This window comes from Streptomyces sp. DH12 (assembly GCF_020873895.1).
Lineage (GTDB): Bacteria > Actinomycetota > Actinomycetes > Streptomycetales > Streptomycetaceae > Streptomyces.
In genome coordinates this window covers 66,714-81,594 of the sequence record NZ_JAHWGT010000033.1, presented here as the reverse complement: position 1 = coordinate 81,594, position 14,881 = coordinate 66,714, and the positions used below count along the sequence as shown (strand labels likewise).

The window sequence follows — 14,881 nt, the reverse complement described above, 5'->3', positions numbered from 1 at the left end:
CCCCCTCGGGGAGGCGCGGGCCCGCCGGTTCACGCCTGGTCGACGCCCGCCGGGAGGACCTCGGCGAGGTGGGCGAAGACGACGACGTTGGCGTCGTACCCCTTCTTCGGGTCGAAGGCCCCGCCGCAGGTGAGCAGGCGCAGCTCGGGGCGGCCGGTGGGCCCGTAGACCTCCTTGTCGGGGAACTTGTCCTTCGTGTACGTCCGCACGCGGTCGACCGTGAAGACGGCCGTCCGCCCGTCCAGCCGGGTGACCCGGACGGTGTTGCCGCGCTTCAGCGAGTGGATGTCGAGGAAGACGGCGGCCCCGGTGCGGGTGTCGCGGTGGCCGACGGCGACGGCCGTGCCCTTCTCACCGGGCGTGGGACCGCCGTCGTACCAGCCGACGAGCCGGGGGTCGTCGACCGGCGGGGAGCGCAGCCGGCCGGTCTCGTCCAGGCCGAGGCCGATGACGGGGGCCTCGATGGTGATGGCCGGGATGGCGAGCCGGGCGGCGGGCGACGGGCCGAGGGGGGCGGGCGGCGGTGTCGGCGGCGGCGGTTTCGGGGTGGGCGCGGGTGCCGGGCGGACGGCCCGCCCGCCGGCGGCCCCGGCGGCCGCCCCGGGTGCCGGCGTGGCCGGGGCGGCGGGTTGCTGGCGCTGGGCCGCCACGGGCCGGAGGGGCCCGGACGGCGGCGCCTCGTCCTGGGCCCACCAGGCCCCGCCGGCGACCAGCGTCGCAGCCGCCGTCGCCGTCCTGGCGAGGCGGAGCAGGCGCCGCTGCCGGCGGGTGAACCGTGTGTGGCCGGGCCTACGCGGCGCCATCGGCGCGACGGCGACGACGGACGAGGATCAGTCCGGCGCTGCCCGCCAGACCGGCCGCGAGCGCCGCCGCGACGCCGAACGACGAGCCGTCGTCCGACGGGGTCTCCGCCATGCCGCCGCCGCCCGCGCCGACGGCGCCGCTGGGGGTCACCTCCTCGCTGGTGCCGCTCGTGCCGCTCGTGCCGTCGGGGCAGTCGACGCCGAAGACCTTCGTCTTGCCGGCGCCGGTGGCGCCCGTGAAGGTCCAGGTGAGCTTGTACATGCCGTCGGGCAGCGAGAGCTCGTCGGTGTGGCCGGTGCCCGTCGGGGAGAGGGTGATCGCCCCCTGGACGCTGGGGTCGCCGGTCTTCATCGGCTGCGGCGTGATGGTGTAGCTGACCTGCTGGAGCCCGTCGAAGTTGAACGCGGCGAGGTAGAAGCTGCACACCTTGGGCTCGTTGCGCTGGTCGAGCGGGGAGGTGCTGCTGCTGTGGATCTTGACGTCGCCGTTGTCCCCGGGTGCGGCCACGGCGGCGGGCGCGCCGCCGAGGGCGGCGCCGGCGAGGACGAGTCCGGCGACGGCGGTGCGCAGGAGTGGTCGGGCTGCGGTCATGAGGGGTTCCTCCGTGAGGATGTGTCGTACGGATCAGCCGATAATCTGAATATCCGTTACCTCTCGGACAGATCGGACTTGCCGGGCGGCGCGCCGCGCCGGTTCGCCCGGTCGGCGCAGCCGCCGGACGGGGGCCGCGCGGCCCCCCGCGCCGCACGGCCCCCCGCGCCCCGTTGACGGCGGGGCACCAGGAATCCTACGGTCATACAGAGGAATCCTTGAACGGCAGGAGCGGGCGATGACCATGGGCGGCGCCGTACAGGCGGACGGACGGACGGGCGAGCAGGCGGACCGGGGAGACCGGTCCGCGCGCGAACGGGCCCGCGGGACGGCCGCGGGCCTGGAGTACCTCTCGGGCTTCGGCAACGAGCACCAGTCGGAGGCGGTCCCCGGCGCCCTGCCGCACGGCCGCAACTCCCCGCAGCGCGCCCCCCTCGGGCTGTACGCGGAGCAGCTGAGCGGCAGCGCCTTCACCGAGCCGCGGGCGCACAACAGGCGGTCGTGGCTGTACCGGATCCGCCCGTCCGCCGCGCACCCGGCGTTCACCCGCGTGGACAACGGCACGCTGCGCTCGGCGCCCTTCACCGAGACCGTCCCCGACCCCAACCGGCTGCGCTGGAACCCGCTGCCCGCGCCGGCGCCCGGCACGGACTGGCTGGCGGGCCTGTGGACCCTCGGCGGCAACGGCGACGTGACCCGGCGCACCGGCGTGGCCGTGCACCTCTACCACGCCGACACCTCCATGGAGCGGGTCTTCAGCGACGCCGACGGCGAGCTGCTGATCGTGCCCGAGCGCGGCGGTCTGCTGCTGCGCACCGAGTTCGGCGTCCTGGCCGCCCGCCCGGGCGAGGTCGCGCTCGTCCCGCGCGGCGTCCGCTTCCGCGTCGAGCTGCTCGACGACACGGCCCGCGGGTACGTCTGCGAGAACTACGGCCGGCCCTTCCAGCTGCCCGACCTCGGCCCGATCGGCGCCAACGGCCTGGCGAACCCGCGCGACTTCCGCGCCCCGGTCGCCGCGTACGAGGACGTCGAGGGCGAGGTGGAGGTGGTCAACAAGTACTGCGGCAACCTCTGGGCCGCGACGTACGACCACTCCCCGCTCGACGTCGTCGCCTGGCACGGCAACCACGTCCCGTACGTCTACGACCTGCGCACCTTCAACGTCATCGGGACGATCTCCTACGACCACCCGGACCCGTCGATCTTCACCGTCCTCACTTCGCCGTCCGACACCCCCGGCCTGGCCGGGGTGGACTTCGTCGTCTTCGCGCCGCGCTGGCTGGTCGGCGAGGACACCTTCCGCCCGCCGTACTTCCACCGCAACGTCATGAGCGAGTACATGGGCCTGATCGAGGGCGCGTACGACGCCAAGGCGGAGGGCTTCGTGCCGGGCGGCGGCTCGCTGCACTCGATGATGTCGGCGCACGGCCCGGACCGGGAGACCTTCGACCGCGCCAGCGCCGCCGAGCTGGCGCCGCAGAGGATCGACGACGGCCTGGCTTTCATGTTCGAGACGCGCTGGCCGCTGACGACCACCGCCCAGGCGGCCGGAGCCGACCACCTGCAGCGGGGCTACGACGACGTGTGGCAGGGTCTGGAGCGCCACTTCCGCGCGTAGTACGTCACCGTGGGTCGTACACCGCACCCAGCCCCCCGGAGATGCCGTGTCCGCCTTCGCCCCCGACTCCCTGGTCCTCAACCGCAAGCTGCCGCTGTGGTACCAGGTGTCCCAGTCCCTGCGCGCCTCGATACTGGGGCGCTCCCCCGACGCGTCGCTGCGGCTGCCCACCGAGGAGCAGCTGGCGGCGCACTACGGGGTGAGCGTGCTGACCATGCGGCAGGCGCTCAAGGAGCTGGAGGAGGAGGGGCTGATCAGCCGCCACCGGCGGCGCGGCACCTTCATCGAGCCGGGCGCCCGGCGCAGCGCCCCGCGCCGGCTGCTCGGCTCGATCGACGCCATCGTCGCGCAGCAGTCCGGCGAGCGGACGACGGTGCTCGGGCACGGCCCGCGGCCGGTCCCCGGCGAGCTGGCCGAGCACTTCCCCGACCTGCCGGAGGTCGTCGCCTACCGGCGGCTGCGGCGGGACGCGGAGACCGGCGAGCCGACGAACTGGGCGGAGAACGCGGTCCGCCCGGAGGTCGCGGCGGCGATCGGCGTGGCCGACCTGGAGCGGTGGCCGATGACGAAGGTGCTGCGGGACGCGGTGGGGGTGCGGATCAGCCGGATCACGGACACGGTCGAGGCGCGGCTCGCCGACCCGGAGACGGCCGAGCTGCTCCAGGTGCCGCTGCTGTCGCCGATCCTGCACTACACGGGCGTGACGTACGACGAGGACGGCCGGGTGGTGGACGTGGCGCGGATCCGCTACCGGGGCGACCGGTTCTCCTTCACGGTCACGGTGGAGGCGGACTGAGCCCGGCCGCGGCGGCCGGCGCGGGCCCCGATCGGGGCGGCCGGGCGCGGACGCGGTCCGGGGCGCCGGGTCGCGGACGTGGTGGTGGCGACCGGGCGCGGTCATTAGCATGCGGGCCGTGACCGATGACGTGCCCCTGCTCGACGACCTGATGCCCTGGTCGGTGGCGCCGCTGCGACTGGGCCGCCCGTGGGTCGTCGCCCCGGACGCGCGGACGCTGCGGGCCCGCTGGGACGCGCTGGTCCGGGCCGGCGGCGCCGAGCGGGAGACCCTGTTCCGGCCCACGCGGGCGCGGACGCTCACGAGCGCGGTCGCCGCGCTGCCGGGGCAGCGGACGGGGACGGCCCGGTTCGCGCGGGAGGCCGGCCCGTGCCCGGAGCCGGTGCGGCTCGCGCACGGGCCGTTCGACGAGCAGTGGCTGCTGCCGGACCACCGGCTGCTCGACGAGGCCCGTCCGGAGCTGTGGCGGGTGGCCGACGGGCGGCAGTTGTTCACCGTCGAGCAGGGGTACGTGCCGCAGGCGCCGGGCCCGGCCCTGCTGGTGACGGCCGTGCTGCCGGACGGCCGCTCGCCGGCGGGCCGCCCGGGCCGCATCCGGCCGCTGTACCGGCGCCCCGGCGGGCGCGAGCCCAACGTCACGCCGGGCCTGCTGGAGCTGCTGGGGGCGCGCCACGGCCGCGAGGTGCCCGCGGAGGAGCTGCCGGCCTGGGCGCTGGCCGCCGCCCGCCCCTCCCCCGCCGGGTGCGCCGTCCCGCTGCCCGCCGACCCGGCCGTGTGGGCGGCGGGCGTGGCCCTGGGCCGCCGGATGGCGCAGGTGCAGCTGCGCGGCGCCCGCGGCGGAGAGCGCCCCCGACTGCCGGGCGGGCGGCGCCCGTACGTGCGGGCCGCGCTGCCGGCGCGGCCGCGGGGCCTGGCGTACGACGCGGAGGCCGAGGCGCTGCTCGTCGGCGACGGGGGCCGCATCGCGCCCGTGCCGGCCGGCGCGTGGGAGTACCGGGCGGGCGGGGTGCGGGTGCTGGAGGCGTGGTTCGAGCGCCGCACCGCCCCCGTCGAGCCCGGCACGCTGGAGGCGGTCGGCCCCGCCGCGTGGCCCGCGGAGTGGACCTCGGAGCTGCTGGAGCTGATCACCGTGCTGGCCCTCCAGGCCCAGCTGGAGGCGGAGCGTCCGGAGCTGTCCGGCGTGGAGCGGGTGACCCGCGCCGACCTCCGCGCGGCCGGCGTCCTGCCCGTCCCGGGCGCGGCCCGCCGCCCGGCCTCGGTGCTGGACCGCGCGGAGGAGGGCCCGGAGGGCCAGCTCGCCCTGCTGTAGCCGCCCCGCCGGGCGGTCGGCGGCCGCCCCGGTGCGCGGCCGGAGGCCCTGCCGGCGCCTTCGGGGCAGGCGCCCGCCCGCCCGGAGGGGTGACAAAGGTGGCCGGTACACGGTAGGCACGGCTGTCATGAGCACCCACCCGCGGCCCCGGCCGCTCCCCCTGCCGCTGGACGGCGTCACGGTCGTCGCCGTGGAGCAGGCGGTGTCGGCGCCGTTCGCCACCCGCCAGCTCGCCGACCTCGGCGCCCGGGTCATCAAGGTCGAGCGGCCGGACGGCGGCGACTTCGCGCGCGGCTACGACACGGCCGCGCGCGGGCTCGCCTCCCACTTCGTGTGGTGCAACCGCGGCAAGGAGTCCCTCGCCGTCGATCTGAAGGACCCGCGCGGCATCGCCCTCGTGCGCCGGCTCGTGGCGGGGGCCGATGTGTTCGTGCAGAACCTCGCCCAGGGAGCGGCCGCGCGCCTGGGACTCGACGCGGCGACGCTCTGCGCGGCCCACCCGCGCCTGGTGGCCGTCGACGTCTCCGGGTACGGGGCGGGCGGCCCGTACGCGCACAAGCGGGCGTACGACATGCTCGTGCAGTGCGAGGCGGGGCTCGTGTCGGTGACGGGCACGCCGGAGCAGCCGGTGAAGGCGGGCGTCCCGGCGGCCGACATCGCGGCGGGGATGTACGCGTTCTCGGGGGTGCTGGCGGCGCTGCTGCGGCGGGCCACGACGGGGCTCGGCGGGCCGGTGGAGATCTCGATGCTGGAGTCCCTGGCCGAGTGGATGGGCCATCCGCTGCACCACGGGATGCACGGGGGCGAGCCCCCGGCGCGCACCGGGGTGGCGCACGCCGTCATCGCCCCGTACGACGCCTATCCGACGGCGGACGGCGGGCAGGTGCTGCTGTCGGTGCAGAACGACCGGGAGTGGCGCCGGCTGGCGTGCGAGGTGCTGGGCCGCCCGGAGCTGGGCGACGACCCGGCGTTCGCGACCAACGGGGCGCGGGTGGCGAACCGGGAGCGGACCGACGCCGCGGTGGGCGGGGCGCTGGCCGGGCTGGACTCGGCGGAGGCGGTGGAGCGGCTGGAGGCGGCGGGCATCGCGTGCGCGCGGCTCAACACGGTGGCCGACGTGGTGGCGCACCCGCAGCTCGCGGCGCGGGACCGGTGGCGGGAGGTCGGCTCGGCGGTGGGGCCGCTGCGGGCGCTGCTGCCGCCGATCACCCTGCCGGGCGGACCGGAGCCGCTGATGGGGGCGGTGCCCGCGCTGGGCGAGCACACGGACGCCGTACTGGGGGAACTCGGGTTGGACGCGCGGGAGTGCGCGCGGCTGCGCCGGGACGGCGTCGTCGCGTGACGCCGCGGTGAACACGGGCCGGGGTCGGGCCGGGCGGGCGGGGGCGGCCCCGGGGTGGAGCTGCCGGGTCGGGGCCTCCCGCCGCGGTGCCCGACGGGCGGAGGCCGGCGCCCGTCCCCCGCCCGTCTCAGCCGTGGTTGCCGAAGAGGGAGCGGCGCAGGCGGCGCAGCGGCGCGAAGAGCGACACGCGGGCGCTCCGGCTGCGGTTACTGTGGGCGACATCACGCGTCGTCAGCTCGCGCATGAGCGACGTGGCCTCGGCGGCCTCGCGCTGCGGGATGGCCGGGCCCCCCAGAACCGCGAGGTGGCGGTCGAGGCGCGAACTCGTCGCGCTGCTCCCGCAGGTGATGGCAGGCACGCGTGGCCTGCTGCGCACTGTTATCTGATTCATGACACTCCCCACCCGTACAAGGGCACCCGGCCCGGGCCAACGTTAACCCTATCGTCCCCACCTCGCAGTCGTGTATCCCGGTACGGGGATTCGCCGCTCCGATACGGGGGTTGACAGTTACTCTCCGAATATGTCTGGTTCCACGGTGAGTTGGACAGCCTCCTGGTGTCCGACGACGAGGTGCGAGGAGGCCCGCCGTGAGTCAAGAAGCCTACGGGGCAAGGCTGGTGGCCGGGCGGTTCCGGGTGACCGACGCGCTGCGCGAGGACGGCGCCGGCACGGTGTGGCGGGCCCGTGACGAGGCGCGGGGCCGCGATGTCGCCGTGCGCGAGGTGCGCCTGCCGCTCGGGGGCGGCGGCGCGGACGGGCGGCAAGGTGCGGACGGGCGGCGGCTGTCGGAGCGCGTGGAGCGGCAGGCGCGGCAGGCGGCCCGGGTCGCGCACCCGTGCGTGGTCGCCGTGCTGGACGTGGTGGTGTGGGACGGCCGGCCCTGGATCGTGACGGAGCTGGTGCGGGGGCTGACGCTGGCCGAGACGCTGGAGGCCGAGGGGCCGCTGCCGCCGCGGCGGGCGGCGCTCGTCGGCGCGCGGGTGCTCGGGGCGCTGCGCGCGGCGCACGCGGCGGGCGTGCCGCACGGCGCGGTGGCCCCGGGGGCGGTGCTGCTCGGCAACGACGGCCGGGTGGCCCTGACGGACTTCGGGACGGCCGCGGCCGGTCCGGCGGGCGAGGAGGGGTACCGGGCGCCCGAGTGCGGGCCGGGGCGACCCGCCACGCCCGCGGGTGACCTGTGGTCGCTCGGGGCGCTGCTGTACGCGGCGGTGGCGGGGCGTCCGCCGGCGGTCGCCGGTGGGCCCGCCCCCGGCGCCGGCGAGGAGGCCGCGGGGGGCGCGGAGGGCGCGCTGGACGCGGGGGGGGGGCGGGGCGCGGGGGGCGCGCTGGACGCGGGGGGCGGGCCGCCGCTGCCGCGCGGGGCGGGCGCTCTCGCCCCGGTGCTCGGGGCGCTGCTGCGCCCGGACCCGGAGGCGCGCCCCTCGGCCGAGGAGGCCGCGAGGCTCCTGTCCGCGGTGGAGGCGGGCGGCGAAGCCCGTACCGTACCGGCGCCGGGGGACCCGGCCGGGCGGCACGGGGCGGCGGGGGCCGGGGGTGTACGGCGGCCCGACGGGGACGGCGCGGAGGACGGCGGGGGCGCGGTCGGGACGGCGGCGGGCGGGGTTGCGGACGGGCCGGCCGGTGGCGGCGCGGCGGCGTCGGGGCGGCGGGCCGCGGCGGTCGCGGGCGCGGTGGGGCTGGTGGCGGCCGTGGTCGGCCTGGTCGTGGCCGGGCTGGTGTACGCCGCCCTGCGGTAGGCGCGGCGGCTCGGGCGGATCACGACCCGTCCGGCCGGCCGCGCGGAGGGGCGCCGGTCGGGCGGGCGGCGCGGTCGGGCGCGCGGACCGGGTCCGGACGCGGTGGTCCGGGCCCGGCCCGCGCGCGTGGTCGGTCAGGCGACGTTGCGGAAGGCGGGCAGGTAGCCACCCGACTGGCCGCCCGCCGTCGGGTGGTACGACTCGCCGACGTTCACCCAGTTGACGCTGTGCAGCCACGGGGCGCCGGAGCAGATCTCGTGGCCGGTGAAGTTCGGCACGACGTCGCCGAAGGCGAAGCCGTGGTCGGCCGCGCGTTTCGCGGTGGCCGTGTTGAGGTGGTCGGCGGCGCCGTTGATGGCACGGCGCTCGTTCTCGGTGAGCCCGGCCACGCAGGACCCGCCGAGCTTGTAGAAGCGGGGGTAGCCGAGGACGACGACGCGGGCCGAGGGCGCCTTGCTCCGGATGGCGGAGTACACGGAGTCGAGGCGGCCGGGCAGGGTGGTGTCGACGAAGCGCTTCGCCTCGTTGACGCGGGCGAGGCAGTTGGCCTCGGACTGCAGCACGCAGGTGGTCATCACGTCGGCGAAGCCGGCGTCGTTGCCGCCCACCGTGAGGGAGACGAGGTCCGTCCCGCCGTTGAGCGGCCCGAGCTGACCGGCCGTCACATCACCCGTACGAGCGCCCGAGCAAGCGGTGAAGGCGAACGACGAGGGTGAATTCGCGGCCGCCCAGAGGGCGGGGTAGGCCCGCGGGGTGCGCTTGCAGGAGCCGCTGGCGGCGTCGTACGCGCCGGCCCCGACACCGGAGGAGTAGGAGTCGCCGAGGGCAACGTAGTCCACGGCGGCGGCCGAGGAGTCGGCCTGCGCGGTCCCCGCCCCCGCGAGGGTCAGGGCCGCGCCGAGGATGAGTGAGGACGCCAGGGCGGCGGAGCGGGACGTTTTCATGCAACCCCCTTTAGCAGCATCTCTGCCTCGACTTTGGTAGCAGCATGCCGCGTACATGCCAATACAAAGTGCGGGAATCGCCGGGGAGTTCACCCGTGCGGGGAGGCGCGCGTCACCGCGCGGGCGGGCGCCGTACACCCTCGCGGCGCACCACGCGCCGGAGGGGCGGCGGGCCGGGAGCGGTGGGGCGGGCGGCGGGGCGGGCGGTGCGGGGGCGGTGCGGCGGGCGGCGGGCCGGAAAGGCGGTGCGGCGGGCGCGGCGGTGTCGGATCATGGGCGGCATGTCAGCCAACCCTCAGGACGCCCTGCCGATCCGGCTCACCGTCGACGACAGCGACTCCCCGTCCGACGTCGTGGACGCCCTGTTCCTCGGCCGGTTCGCGACGGGAGAGCAGCCGCACTCGCGCAGCCGCAGCCTCGACCGCGTCAGGTCCGGGGCCTCGCTGCTGCCTTCGGGCGCCACGGTGCTGCGCTCGGCCCGCGCCGACGACCGCAGCGCCGTCCTCGCCGAGGGCGAGGGGTGGACGCTGCTGGTCTCGCGTTGGAGCCGCGGCGCCGACGTGACGGTCACCGCGGTCGACGACGCGCTCGCCGAGCGGGTCCTCGCGGACGCCACGCGCGACGCCCAGGACGAGCCCGAACCGCGCCCGGACGACGTCACCATGGGCTTCTGGTACCTGTCGCCCCGGCGCGGCCCGCACCGCACGACGCGGCAGATCGCCGCGGGCGCCTGGGACGAGGTGCGGCCCAACTACACCGCCCCGGTGGCGGACGCGCTGGACCGGCTGATGAAGGTCACGCCCGACGACGTCAGCGGGCGGCTGCTGCTCCTGCACGGCCCGCCGGGCACGGGCAAGACCTCCGCCCTGCGCACGCTCGCCCGGTCCTGGCAGGACTGGTGCCAGGTGGACTGCGTCCTCGACCCGGAGCGGCTCTTCGGCGACACCGGCTACCTCATGGACATCGCGATCGGCGAGGACGACGGCACGGGCCGGGGCCGCTGGCGGCTGCTGCTGCTGGAGGACTGCGACGAGTTGATCCGCGGCGAGGCCAAGCACACCGCGGGCCAGGCCCTGTCGCGGCTGCTGAACCTCACGGACGGGCTGCTGGGGCAGGGGCGCAACGTCCTGGTCGGCGTCACCACCAACGAGGACCTGGAGCGGCTGCACCCCGCCGTGGTCCGGCCCGGGCGGTGCCTGGCCCGGATCGAGGTCGGACCGCTGACCCGGGCCGAGGCCGTGGGGTGGCTGGGAACCGAGGAGGGCGTCGGCCGGGAGGGCGCGACCCTCGCGGAGCTGTACGCCCTGCGCCGCGGCACCTCCCCCACGGCCCTGCCGGAACCGCGCTCCCGCGAGGCGGGGTTGTACCTGTAGCGGCGCGGGCCCGCGCCGGGGCGGCGGGCCGGGGGGTCAGGCGCCGTAGCCGGCGCGCAGGGCCTGCGCCACCGCCGCCTGCGCCTCGGCGCGCGACAGCCCCAGCCGCCGGGCCTCCCGGACGTAGGCGGCGGCCGCCGTCGCGGCGTGGCGCTCGGCCGCGTCGCCCGCGGCGGCGACGAACGTGCCGGCGCGGCCCCGGGTCTCGATCACCCCGTCGGCCTCCAGCACGCGGTACGCCTTGGCGACGGTGTTCGCCGCCAGGCCCAGCTCCTGGGCGAGGCCGCGCACGGTCGGCAGCTTCGAGCCGACCGCGAGCCGGCCGGTCCTGGCCTGCTCGGCGATCTGGGCGCGGAGTTGTTCGTACGGCGGGGTGGCCGTGTCCTGGTCGAGGACGAGCTTCAGCGTCACGGGTCTGATTCTCCCCCACGCGGCGGCCCCCTCCCCACATGGCCGGCCCCTGCCCGCGCGCCCGGCCCCCTCCCCCACACGCGGGAAATGGGGAGGCGGCGCGGGCGGGGGCGCGCGTAGCGTCCCGTGCATGAACGTGATCGTGCGTGAGTTCCGTCCCGAGGACGCGCCCGGGGTCACGCGGGTGCGCCGGTCGTGCGCGCCGTACGTGGTGGTGACCCCCGCCTCGGTGCTGTTCGACGTGGCGGCGTCGCCGCCCGCCCGCCGCCACCGCCTCCTGGTGGCCGAGCGGGACGGCGAGGCCGTGGGCTGGGCGGCCGCCGGCATCACCTACGGGAGCCCGGTGCCCGGACAGGGGCACGCGTCCGCGGCGGTCCACCCGTACCACCGCGGACGCGGGGTGGGGGGACTGCTGCTGCGGGCCGTCGAGAAGCACCTGGCCGCCGTCGGGGCGAGGGCCGTGCACGGGTGGGTGGCGGACCGCCCGGCGTGCCGGGCGTTCGCGGAGAGGCGGGGCTACCGGCCCGCCCGCACCATGCGCCACCAGCGGCTGGACCTGGCCGCGGCCGCCCTGCCGGACCCGGTCGCCGCCCTCCCGCCGGGGGTCGAGCTGCGGACGGCGGCGGACCTCGCGGCCGATCCGCGCCCGCTGTTCGAGGCGGACGCCGAGGTGGTGGCGGACGAACCGACGGATGTACCGGTGGAGTGGGACGACTACGCCGACTGGCTCCGCGACACCTGGGGGGACCCGCTGCTCGACCAGCGGCTCAGCACGGTGGTGCTCGTGGACGGGGAGGTCGCGGCGTTCACCGCCGCCCACACCGACGGCGCCACCCGCTACGCCTCCGGGATGACCGGTACGCGCCGCGCCCACCGGGGCCGCGGCCTCGCCACGCTCGCCAAGGCCGACTCGCTGCGCCGGGCGCGCGCCGCCGGCTTCCGGTCGGCGTACACCAGCAACGATTCCACCAACGCCCCGATGCTCGCCGTCAACCGGCGGCTCGGCTACCGCGTCTGCGCCACGGAGGTCGGACATGTCCGCACGCTGGGTTGACGTCGTGCTCGTCAAGGCGGGCCGCACGAAGATCCGCTACCCGGCCGAGGTCGTCTCCGACGACGGCACGCTGCTGACGGTGCGGGCCGCGTGGGCGGGCGGGGCCGTGCGGGACTTCGGGTTCGTGCGGTTCGAGCCGGGCGACGTCTTCACGGAGCACTACGGTCGGGACCGGTGGTACTCCGTCAAGGAGGTCCGCGCCGCCGACGGCACCCTGAAGGGCTGGTACTGCGACATCACCCGGCCCGCCGTGGTGGGCGCCGCCGAGGTGGTCGTCGAGGACCTGGACCTGGACCTGTGGGTGTCGGCGGACCGGACGCGGGTGCTGCGGCTGGACGAGGACGAGTTCGCCGCGAGCGGCCTCGCCGACCGCGACCCCGCCGCCGCGGCCCGCGCGGTGCAGGCCCTGGACGCCCTGGAGGCCCTGGCCCGTCAGGGCAGCGCCTTGCGGTAGTGGACGCGGTCGTAGGGGCCGTCGACACGGCGCTCCACGACCTCGTAGCCGTACCGCTCGTACATCGCCTGGTTCTCCCACATCATGGCGTTCGTCAGCAGCCGCACCTCGGGGCGGCCCAGGGCGCGGGCACGGTCCTCCACGAAGGCGAGGAGGCGGCGGCCGAGGCCCGTGCCCCGGGCGTCGGGGTGGACGGCGACGCTGTCGAGGTACAGGTGGTCGGGTTCGGTCCGCACGACGACCAGCCCCCGCACCGGTGCGCCGGTGACGAACACCCGCCCCGCCGCCACGTCCGCCGCGTGGTCCGCCTCCATCGGCGCCGGGACGACACCGATCCGGGCGATGTAGTGGCGGTAGGCGGCATCGGTGACGTCCCGTACGGCGGGGACGTCGGTGGGGTCGGCGGGGCGAACGGCGTCGGTCACGGCGTCAGGTTACGGCGCCGGGCGAGCGCCCTGCCGATCAGGGGCCAGGTCAGCAGCAGCGCGACGACGCAGTAGACGGTGACGGAGAACGGCGTGTCGACGAGGCCCATGAGACTGCCGTCGCTGATCTGGAGCGCGCGGCGCAGCTGCTGTTCGGCGGCCGGGCCGAGGATGACGCCGATGACGGCGGGCAGCACCGGCAGGCCGTAGCGCCGCATGCCGAAGCCGATGAGGCCGATGACGAGGAGCACCACCAGGTCGAGGGCCTCCCCGCCGACCGCGTACGCGCCGACGGAGGCGAAGAAGAGGATGCCCGCGTACAGGTAAGGGCGGGGGATGCGCAGGAGCCTCGCCCACAGCGGGGCCAGCGGCAGGTTGAGCGCCAGCAGCAGCACCATGCCGACGAAGAGGGAGGCGATCAGCCCCCACACCAGCTGCGGTTCGCGCTCGAAGAGCAGCGGGCCGGGCTGGATGCCGTACTGCTGGAACGCCGCGAGCATGACGGCGGCGACGGCGGTGGTGGGCAGGCCGAGCGTCAGCATCGAGACCAGGGTGCCGGCGGCCGACGCGGAGGCGGCGGACTCCGGTCCGGCGACGCCCTCGATGGCGCCGCGGCCGAACTCGTCGCGGTGGCGGGAGAGCCGCTTCTCGGTGACGTACGACAGGAAGGTGGGGATCTCGGCGCCGCCGGCGGGTATGGCGCCGAACGGGAAGCCGATGAGGGGCCCGCGCAGCCACGGCTTCCAGGTGCGGCGCAGGTCGGAGCGGGCGAGCCAGGGCCGGCCGACGGGGAGGGCCTCGGTGGTGCCGCGGCGCAGGTGGGCGGCGACCCAGAGGGCCTCGCCGATGGCGAAGAGGCCGACCGCCACGATGACGACGTCGATGCCGTCGGCGAGTTGGAGGGAGCCGAAGGTGAGCCGGGGCCGGCCGGTCATCCGGTCCAGGCCGACGAGGCCGATGCTGAGGCCGACCAGGAGCGAGGCCAGGCCGCGGACGCGGGAGGAGCCGAGGACGGAGGTGACGGCGATGAAGGCCAGCACCATGATCGCGAAGTAGTCGGGTGCGCCGATGTCGACGGCGAGCGCGGCGACGACCGGGGCGAGGGCGACCAGCAGGATCGTGCCGATCATGCCGCCGGCGAAGTGGCCGCCGGCCGCGGCGGCGAGGGCCTGGGCGCCGCGGCCGGACTTCGCCATGGGGTTGCCCTCGATGGCGGCGACCACGGCGGCGCTCTCGCCGGGGGTGTTCAGCAGGATCGACGTGGTGGAGCCGCCGAACATGGCGCCGTAGTAGATGCCGGCGAACATGATGAACGCGCCGGTCGGCTCCAGGCCGTAGGTGACGGGCAGGAGCAGGGCGACGGCCATGGCGGGGCCGATGCCGGGCAGGACGCCGATGGCGGTGCCGAGGAGGACCCCGACCGCCGCCCACAGCAGGTTGAGGGGGGTGAGGGCGGTGCCGAAGCCGTCGACGAGGGAGTTCAGGGAATCCATCAGATCACTCCCATGAGGGGGCCGCCGGGGAGCGGGACGCCGAGCAGGTGGTCGAAGACGACGTAGGTGACGAGGGAGAGCACGGCCGCGACGAGCGGGTCGCGGTCGGTGCGGCGGCTGCCGAGGGCGTACGCGGAGCCCCAGAAGAGGAGCGCGCCGGAGATCGGGAAGCCGAGCGGCTCGATGAGGACGGCGTTGCCGAGGAACACGCCGACGAGCAGCAGCACCGTGCGCGCGTCGCCGGGTTCGGACAGGTCGACGTCCTCGCCGCCCTCGGCCTCGCCGCGCCCGCCGCGCAGCACGTCGACGGTGAGGAGGACGGCCACCAGCACCAGCCCGGTCCCCACGACGAGGGGCACGGTGCGGGGGCCGACGGGGCCGCGCTGGGCGAGGTCGACGCTCATGGTGAGGGCGTCGGTGAGGACGAGGACGCCGAGGAGGAGCAGCAGGACGCCGACGCCCAGCTCGGAGTGGTCGCGCAGCCAGGCGCGGCGGCTCCGCGCGGCGGGGGCGCCCGGCGCCGGGACGGG

At 76.6% G+C, this 14,881-nt stretch carries 16 protein-coding genes; 8 read left to right on the top strand and 8 right to left on the bottom strand.

What is annotated here, in order from left to right; all coding sequences use genetic code 11:
- Positions 1–29: 29 nt before the first annotated feature.
- Both LPA54_RS25985 and LPA54_RS25980 read right to left on the bottom strand, forming a co-directional pair.
- Positions 30–803: a class F sortase gene (locus LPA54_RS25985; protein WP_228981993.1), complete on the bottom strand. Its 774-nt coding sequence runs from the start codon at positions 801–803 to the stop codon at positions 30–32.
- Positions 790–1,395 carry a hypothetical protein gene (locus LPA54_RS25980; protein ID WP_228981991.1) on the bottom strand — a complete coding sequence of 202 codons (606 nt, stop codon included), beginning with the start codon at positions 1,393–1,395 and terminating at the stop codon, positions 790–792. The genes LPA54_RS25985 and LPA54_RS25980 overlap by 14 nt, the downstream gene beginning before the upstream one ends.
- A gap of 238 nt (positions 1,396–1,633) precedes the next feature.
- Between LPA54_RS25980 and hmgA the strand changes: the two genes are divergently transcribed.
- The 4 genes from hmgA to LPA54_RS25960 all read left to right on the top strand — a co-directional run bounded on the left by hmgA (position 1,634) and on the right by LPA54_RS25960 (position 6,460).
- The gene (hmgA, locus tag LPA54_RS25975) at positions 1,634–3,013 is read left to right on the top strand and encodes a homogentisate 1,2-dioxygenase (protein ID WP_228981989.1); all 1,380 of its coding nucleotides are present in this window, start codon (positions 1,634–1,636) and stop codon (positions 3,011–3,013) included.
- Positions 3,014–3,059: 46 nt separating this feature from the next.
- The gene (locus LPA54_RS25970; protein WP_228981987.1) at positions 3,060–3,809 is read left to right on the top strand and encodes a GntR family transcriptional regulator; all 750 of its coding nucleotides are present in this window, start codon (positions 3,060–3,062) and stop codon (positions 3,807–3,809) included.
- Between the two features lie 109 nt (positions 3,810–3,918).
- Positions 3,919–5,118 (top strand): type ISP restriction/modification enzyme, encoded by a 1,200-nt coding sequence (locus LPA54_RS25965; protein WP_228981986.1) that lies wholly within the window; start codon positions 3,919–3,921, stop codon positions 5,116–5,118.
- 127 nt (positions 5,119–5,245) lie between these two features.
- Positions 5,246–6,460 carry a CaiB/BaiF CoA-transferase family protein gene (locus LPA54_RS25960; RefSeq protein WP_228981984.1) on the top strand — a complete coding sequence of 405 codons (1,215 nt, stop codon included), beginning with the start codon at positions 5,246–5,248 and terminating at the stop codon, positions 6,458–6,460.
- A 127-nt stretch (positions 6,461–6,587) separates the two neighbouring features.
- Here LPA54_RS25960 and LPA54_RS25955 read toward each other — a convergent pair whose 3' ends face one another.
- On the bottom strand, positions 6,588–6,851 hold the full coding sequence (locus LPA54_RS25955) for a hypothetical protein (protein ID WP_228981983.1): 264 nt from the start codon (positions 6,849–6,851) through the stop codon (positions 6,588–6,590).
- A gap of 197 nt (positions 6,852–7,048) precedes the next feature.
- Here LPA54_RS25955 and LPA54_RS25950 point away from each other — a divergent pair, with 197 nt between their 5' ends.
- A complete protein-coding gene (locus LPA54_RS25950; protein WP_228981982.1) occupies positions 7,049–8,197 on the top strand; it encodes a serine/threonine-protein kinase in 1,149 nt (382 codons plus the stop codon).
- A 134-nt stretch (positions 8,198–8,331) separates the two neighbouring features.
- Here the strand turns inward: LPA54_RS25950 and LPA54_RS25945 are convergent, their stop codons facing one another.
- A complete protein-coding gene (locus tag LPA54_RS25945) occupies positions 8,332–9,141 on the bottom strand; it encodes an SGNH/GDSL hydrolase family protein (RefSeq protein WP_228981980.1) in 810 nt (269 codons plus the stop codon).
- A gap of 272 nt (positions 9,142–9,413) precedes the next feature.
- Between LPA54_RS25945 and LPA54_RS25940 the strand changes: the two genes are divergently transcribed.
- Positions 9,414–10,514, top strand: coding sequence for a DUF5925 domain-containing protein (locus LPA54_RS25940; protein WP_306806541.1), 1,101 nt, complete (start codon positions 9,414–9,416; stop codon positions 10,512–10,514).
- Between the two features lie 36 nt (positions 10,515–10,550).
- Here the strand turns inward: LPA54_RS25940 and LPA54_RS25935 are convergent, their stop codons facing one another.
- The gene (locus tag LPA54_RS25935) at positions 10,551–10,925 is read right to left on the bottom strand and encodes a GntR family transcriptional regulator (RefSeq protein ID WP_228981976.1); all 375 of its coding nucleotides are present in this window, start codon (positions 10,923–10,925) and stop codon (positions 10,551–10,553) included.
- Positions 10,926–11,055: 130 nt separating this feature from the next.
- On the opposite strand from LPA54_RS25935, the gene LPA54_RS25930 reads away from it, so the two are divergent.
- On the top strand, positions 11,056–11,979 hold the full coding sequence (locus LPA54_RS25930) for a GNAT family N-acetyltransferase (protein ID WP_228981974.1): 924 nt from the start codon (positions 11,056–11,058) through the stop codon (positions 11,977–11,979).
- A complete protein-coding gene (locus LPA54_RS25925) occupies positions 11,960–12,433 on the top strand; it encodes a DUF402 domain-containing protein (protein ID WP_228981972.1) in 474 nt (157 codons plus the stop codon). Before LPA54_RS25930 ends, LPA54_RS25925 begins: the two co-directional genes overlap by 20 nt.
- Here the strand turns inward: LPA54_RS25925 and LPA54_RS25920 are convergent.
- The 3 genes from LPA54_RS25920 to LPA54_RS25910 are packed head-to-tail and all read right to left on the bottom strand — an operon-like array spanning position 12,412 to position 14,833.
- Positions 12,412–12,858 (bottom strand): N-acetyltransferase, encoded by a 447-nt coding sequence (locus LPA54_RS25920; RefSeq protein ID WP_058943449.1) that lies wholly within the window; start codon positions 12,856–12,858, stop codon positions 12,412–12,414. The genes LPA54_RS25925 and LPA54_RS25920 overlap by 22 nt on opposite strands.
- Entirely contained in the window at positions 12,855–14,351 is a 1,497-nt protein-coding gene (locus tag LPA54_RS25915) for a tripartite tricarboxylate transporter permease (RefSeq protein ID WP_228981971.1), read from the bottom strand. Before LPA54_RS25915 ends, LPA54_RS25920 begins: the two co-directional genes overlap by 4 nt.
- A complete protein-coding gene (locus LPA54_RS25910) occupies positions 14,351–14,833 on the bottom strand; it encodes a tripartite tricarboxylate transporter TctB family protein (protein ID WP_228982005.1) in 483 nt (160 codons plus the stop codon). The genes LPA54_RS25915 and LPA54_RS25910 overlap by 1 nt, the downstream gene beginning before the upstream one ends.
- Positions 14,834–14,881 lie beyond the last annotated feature (48 nt).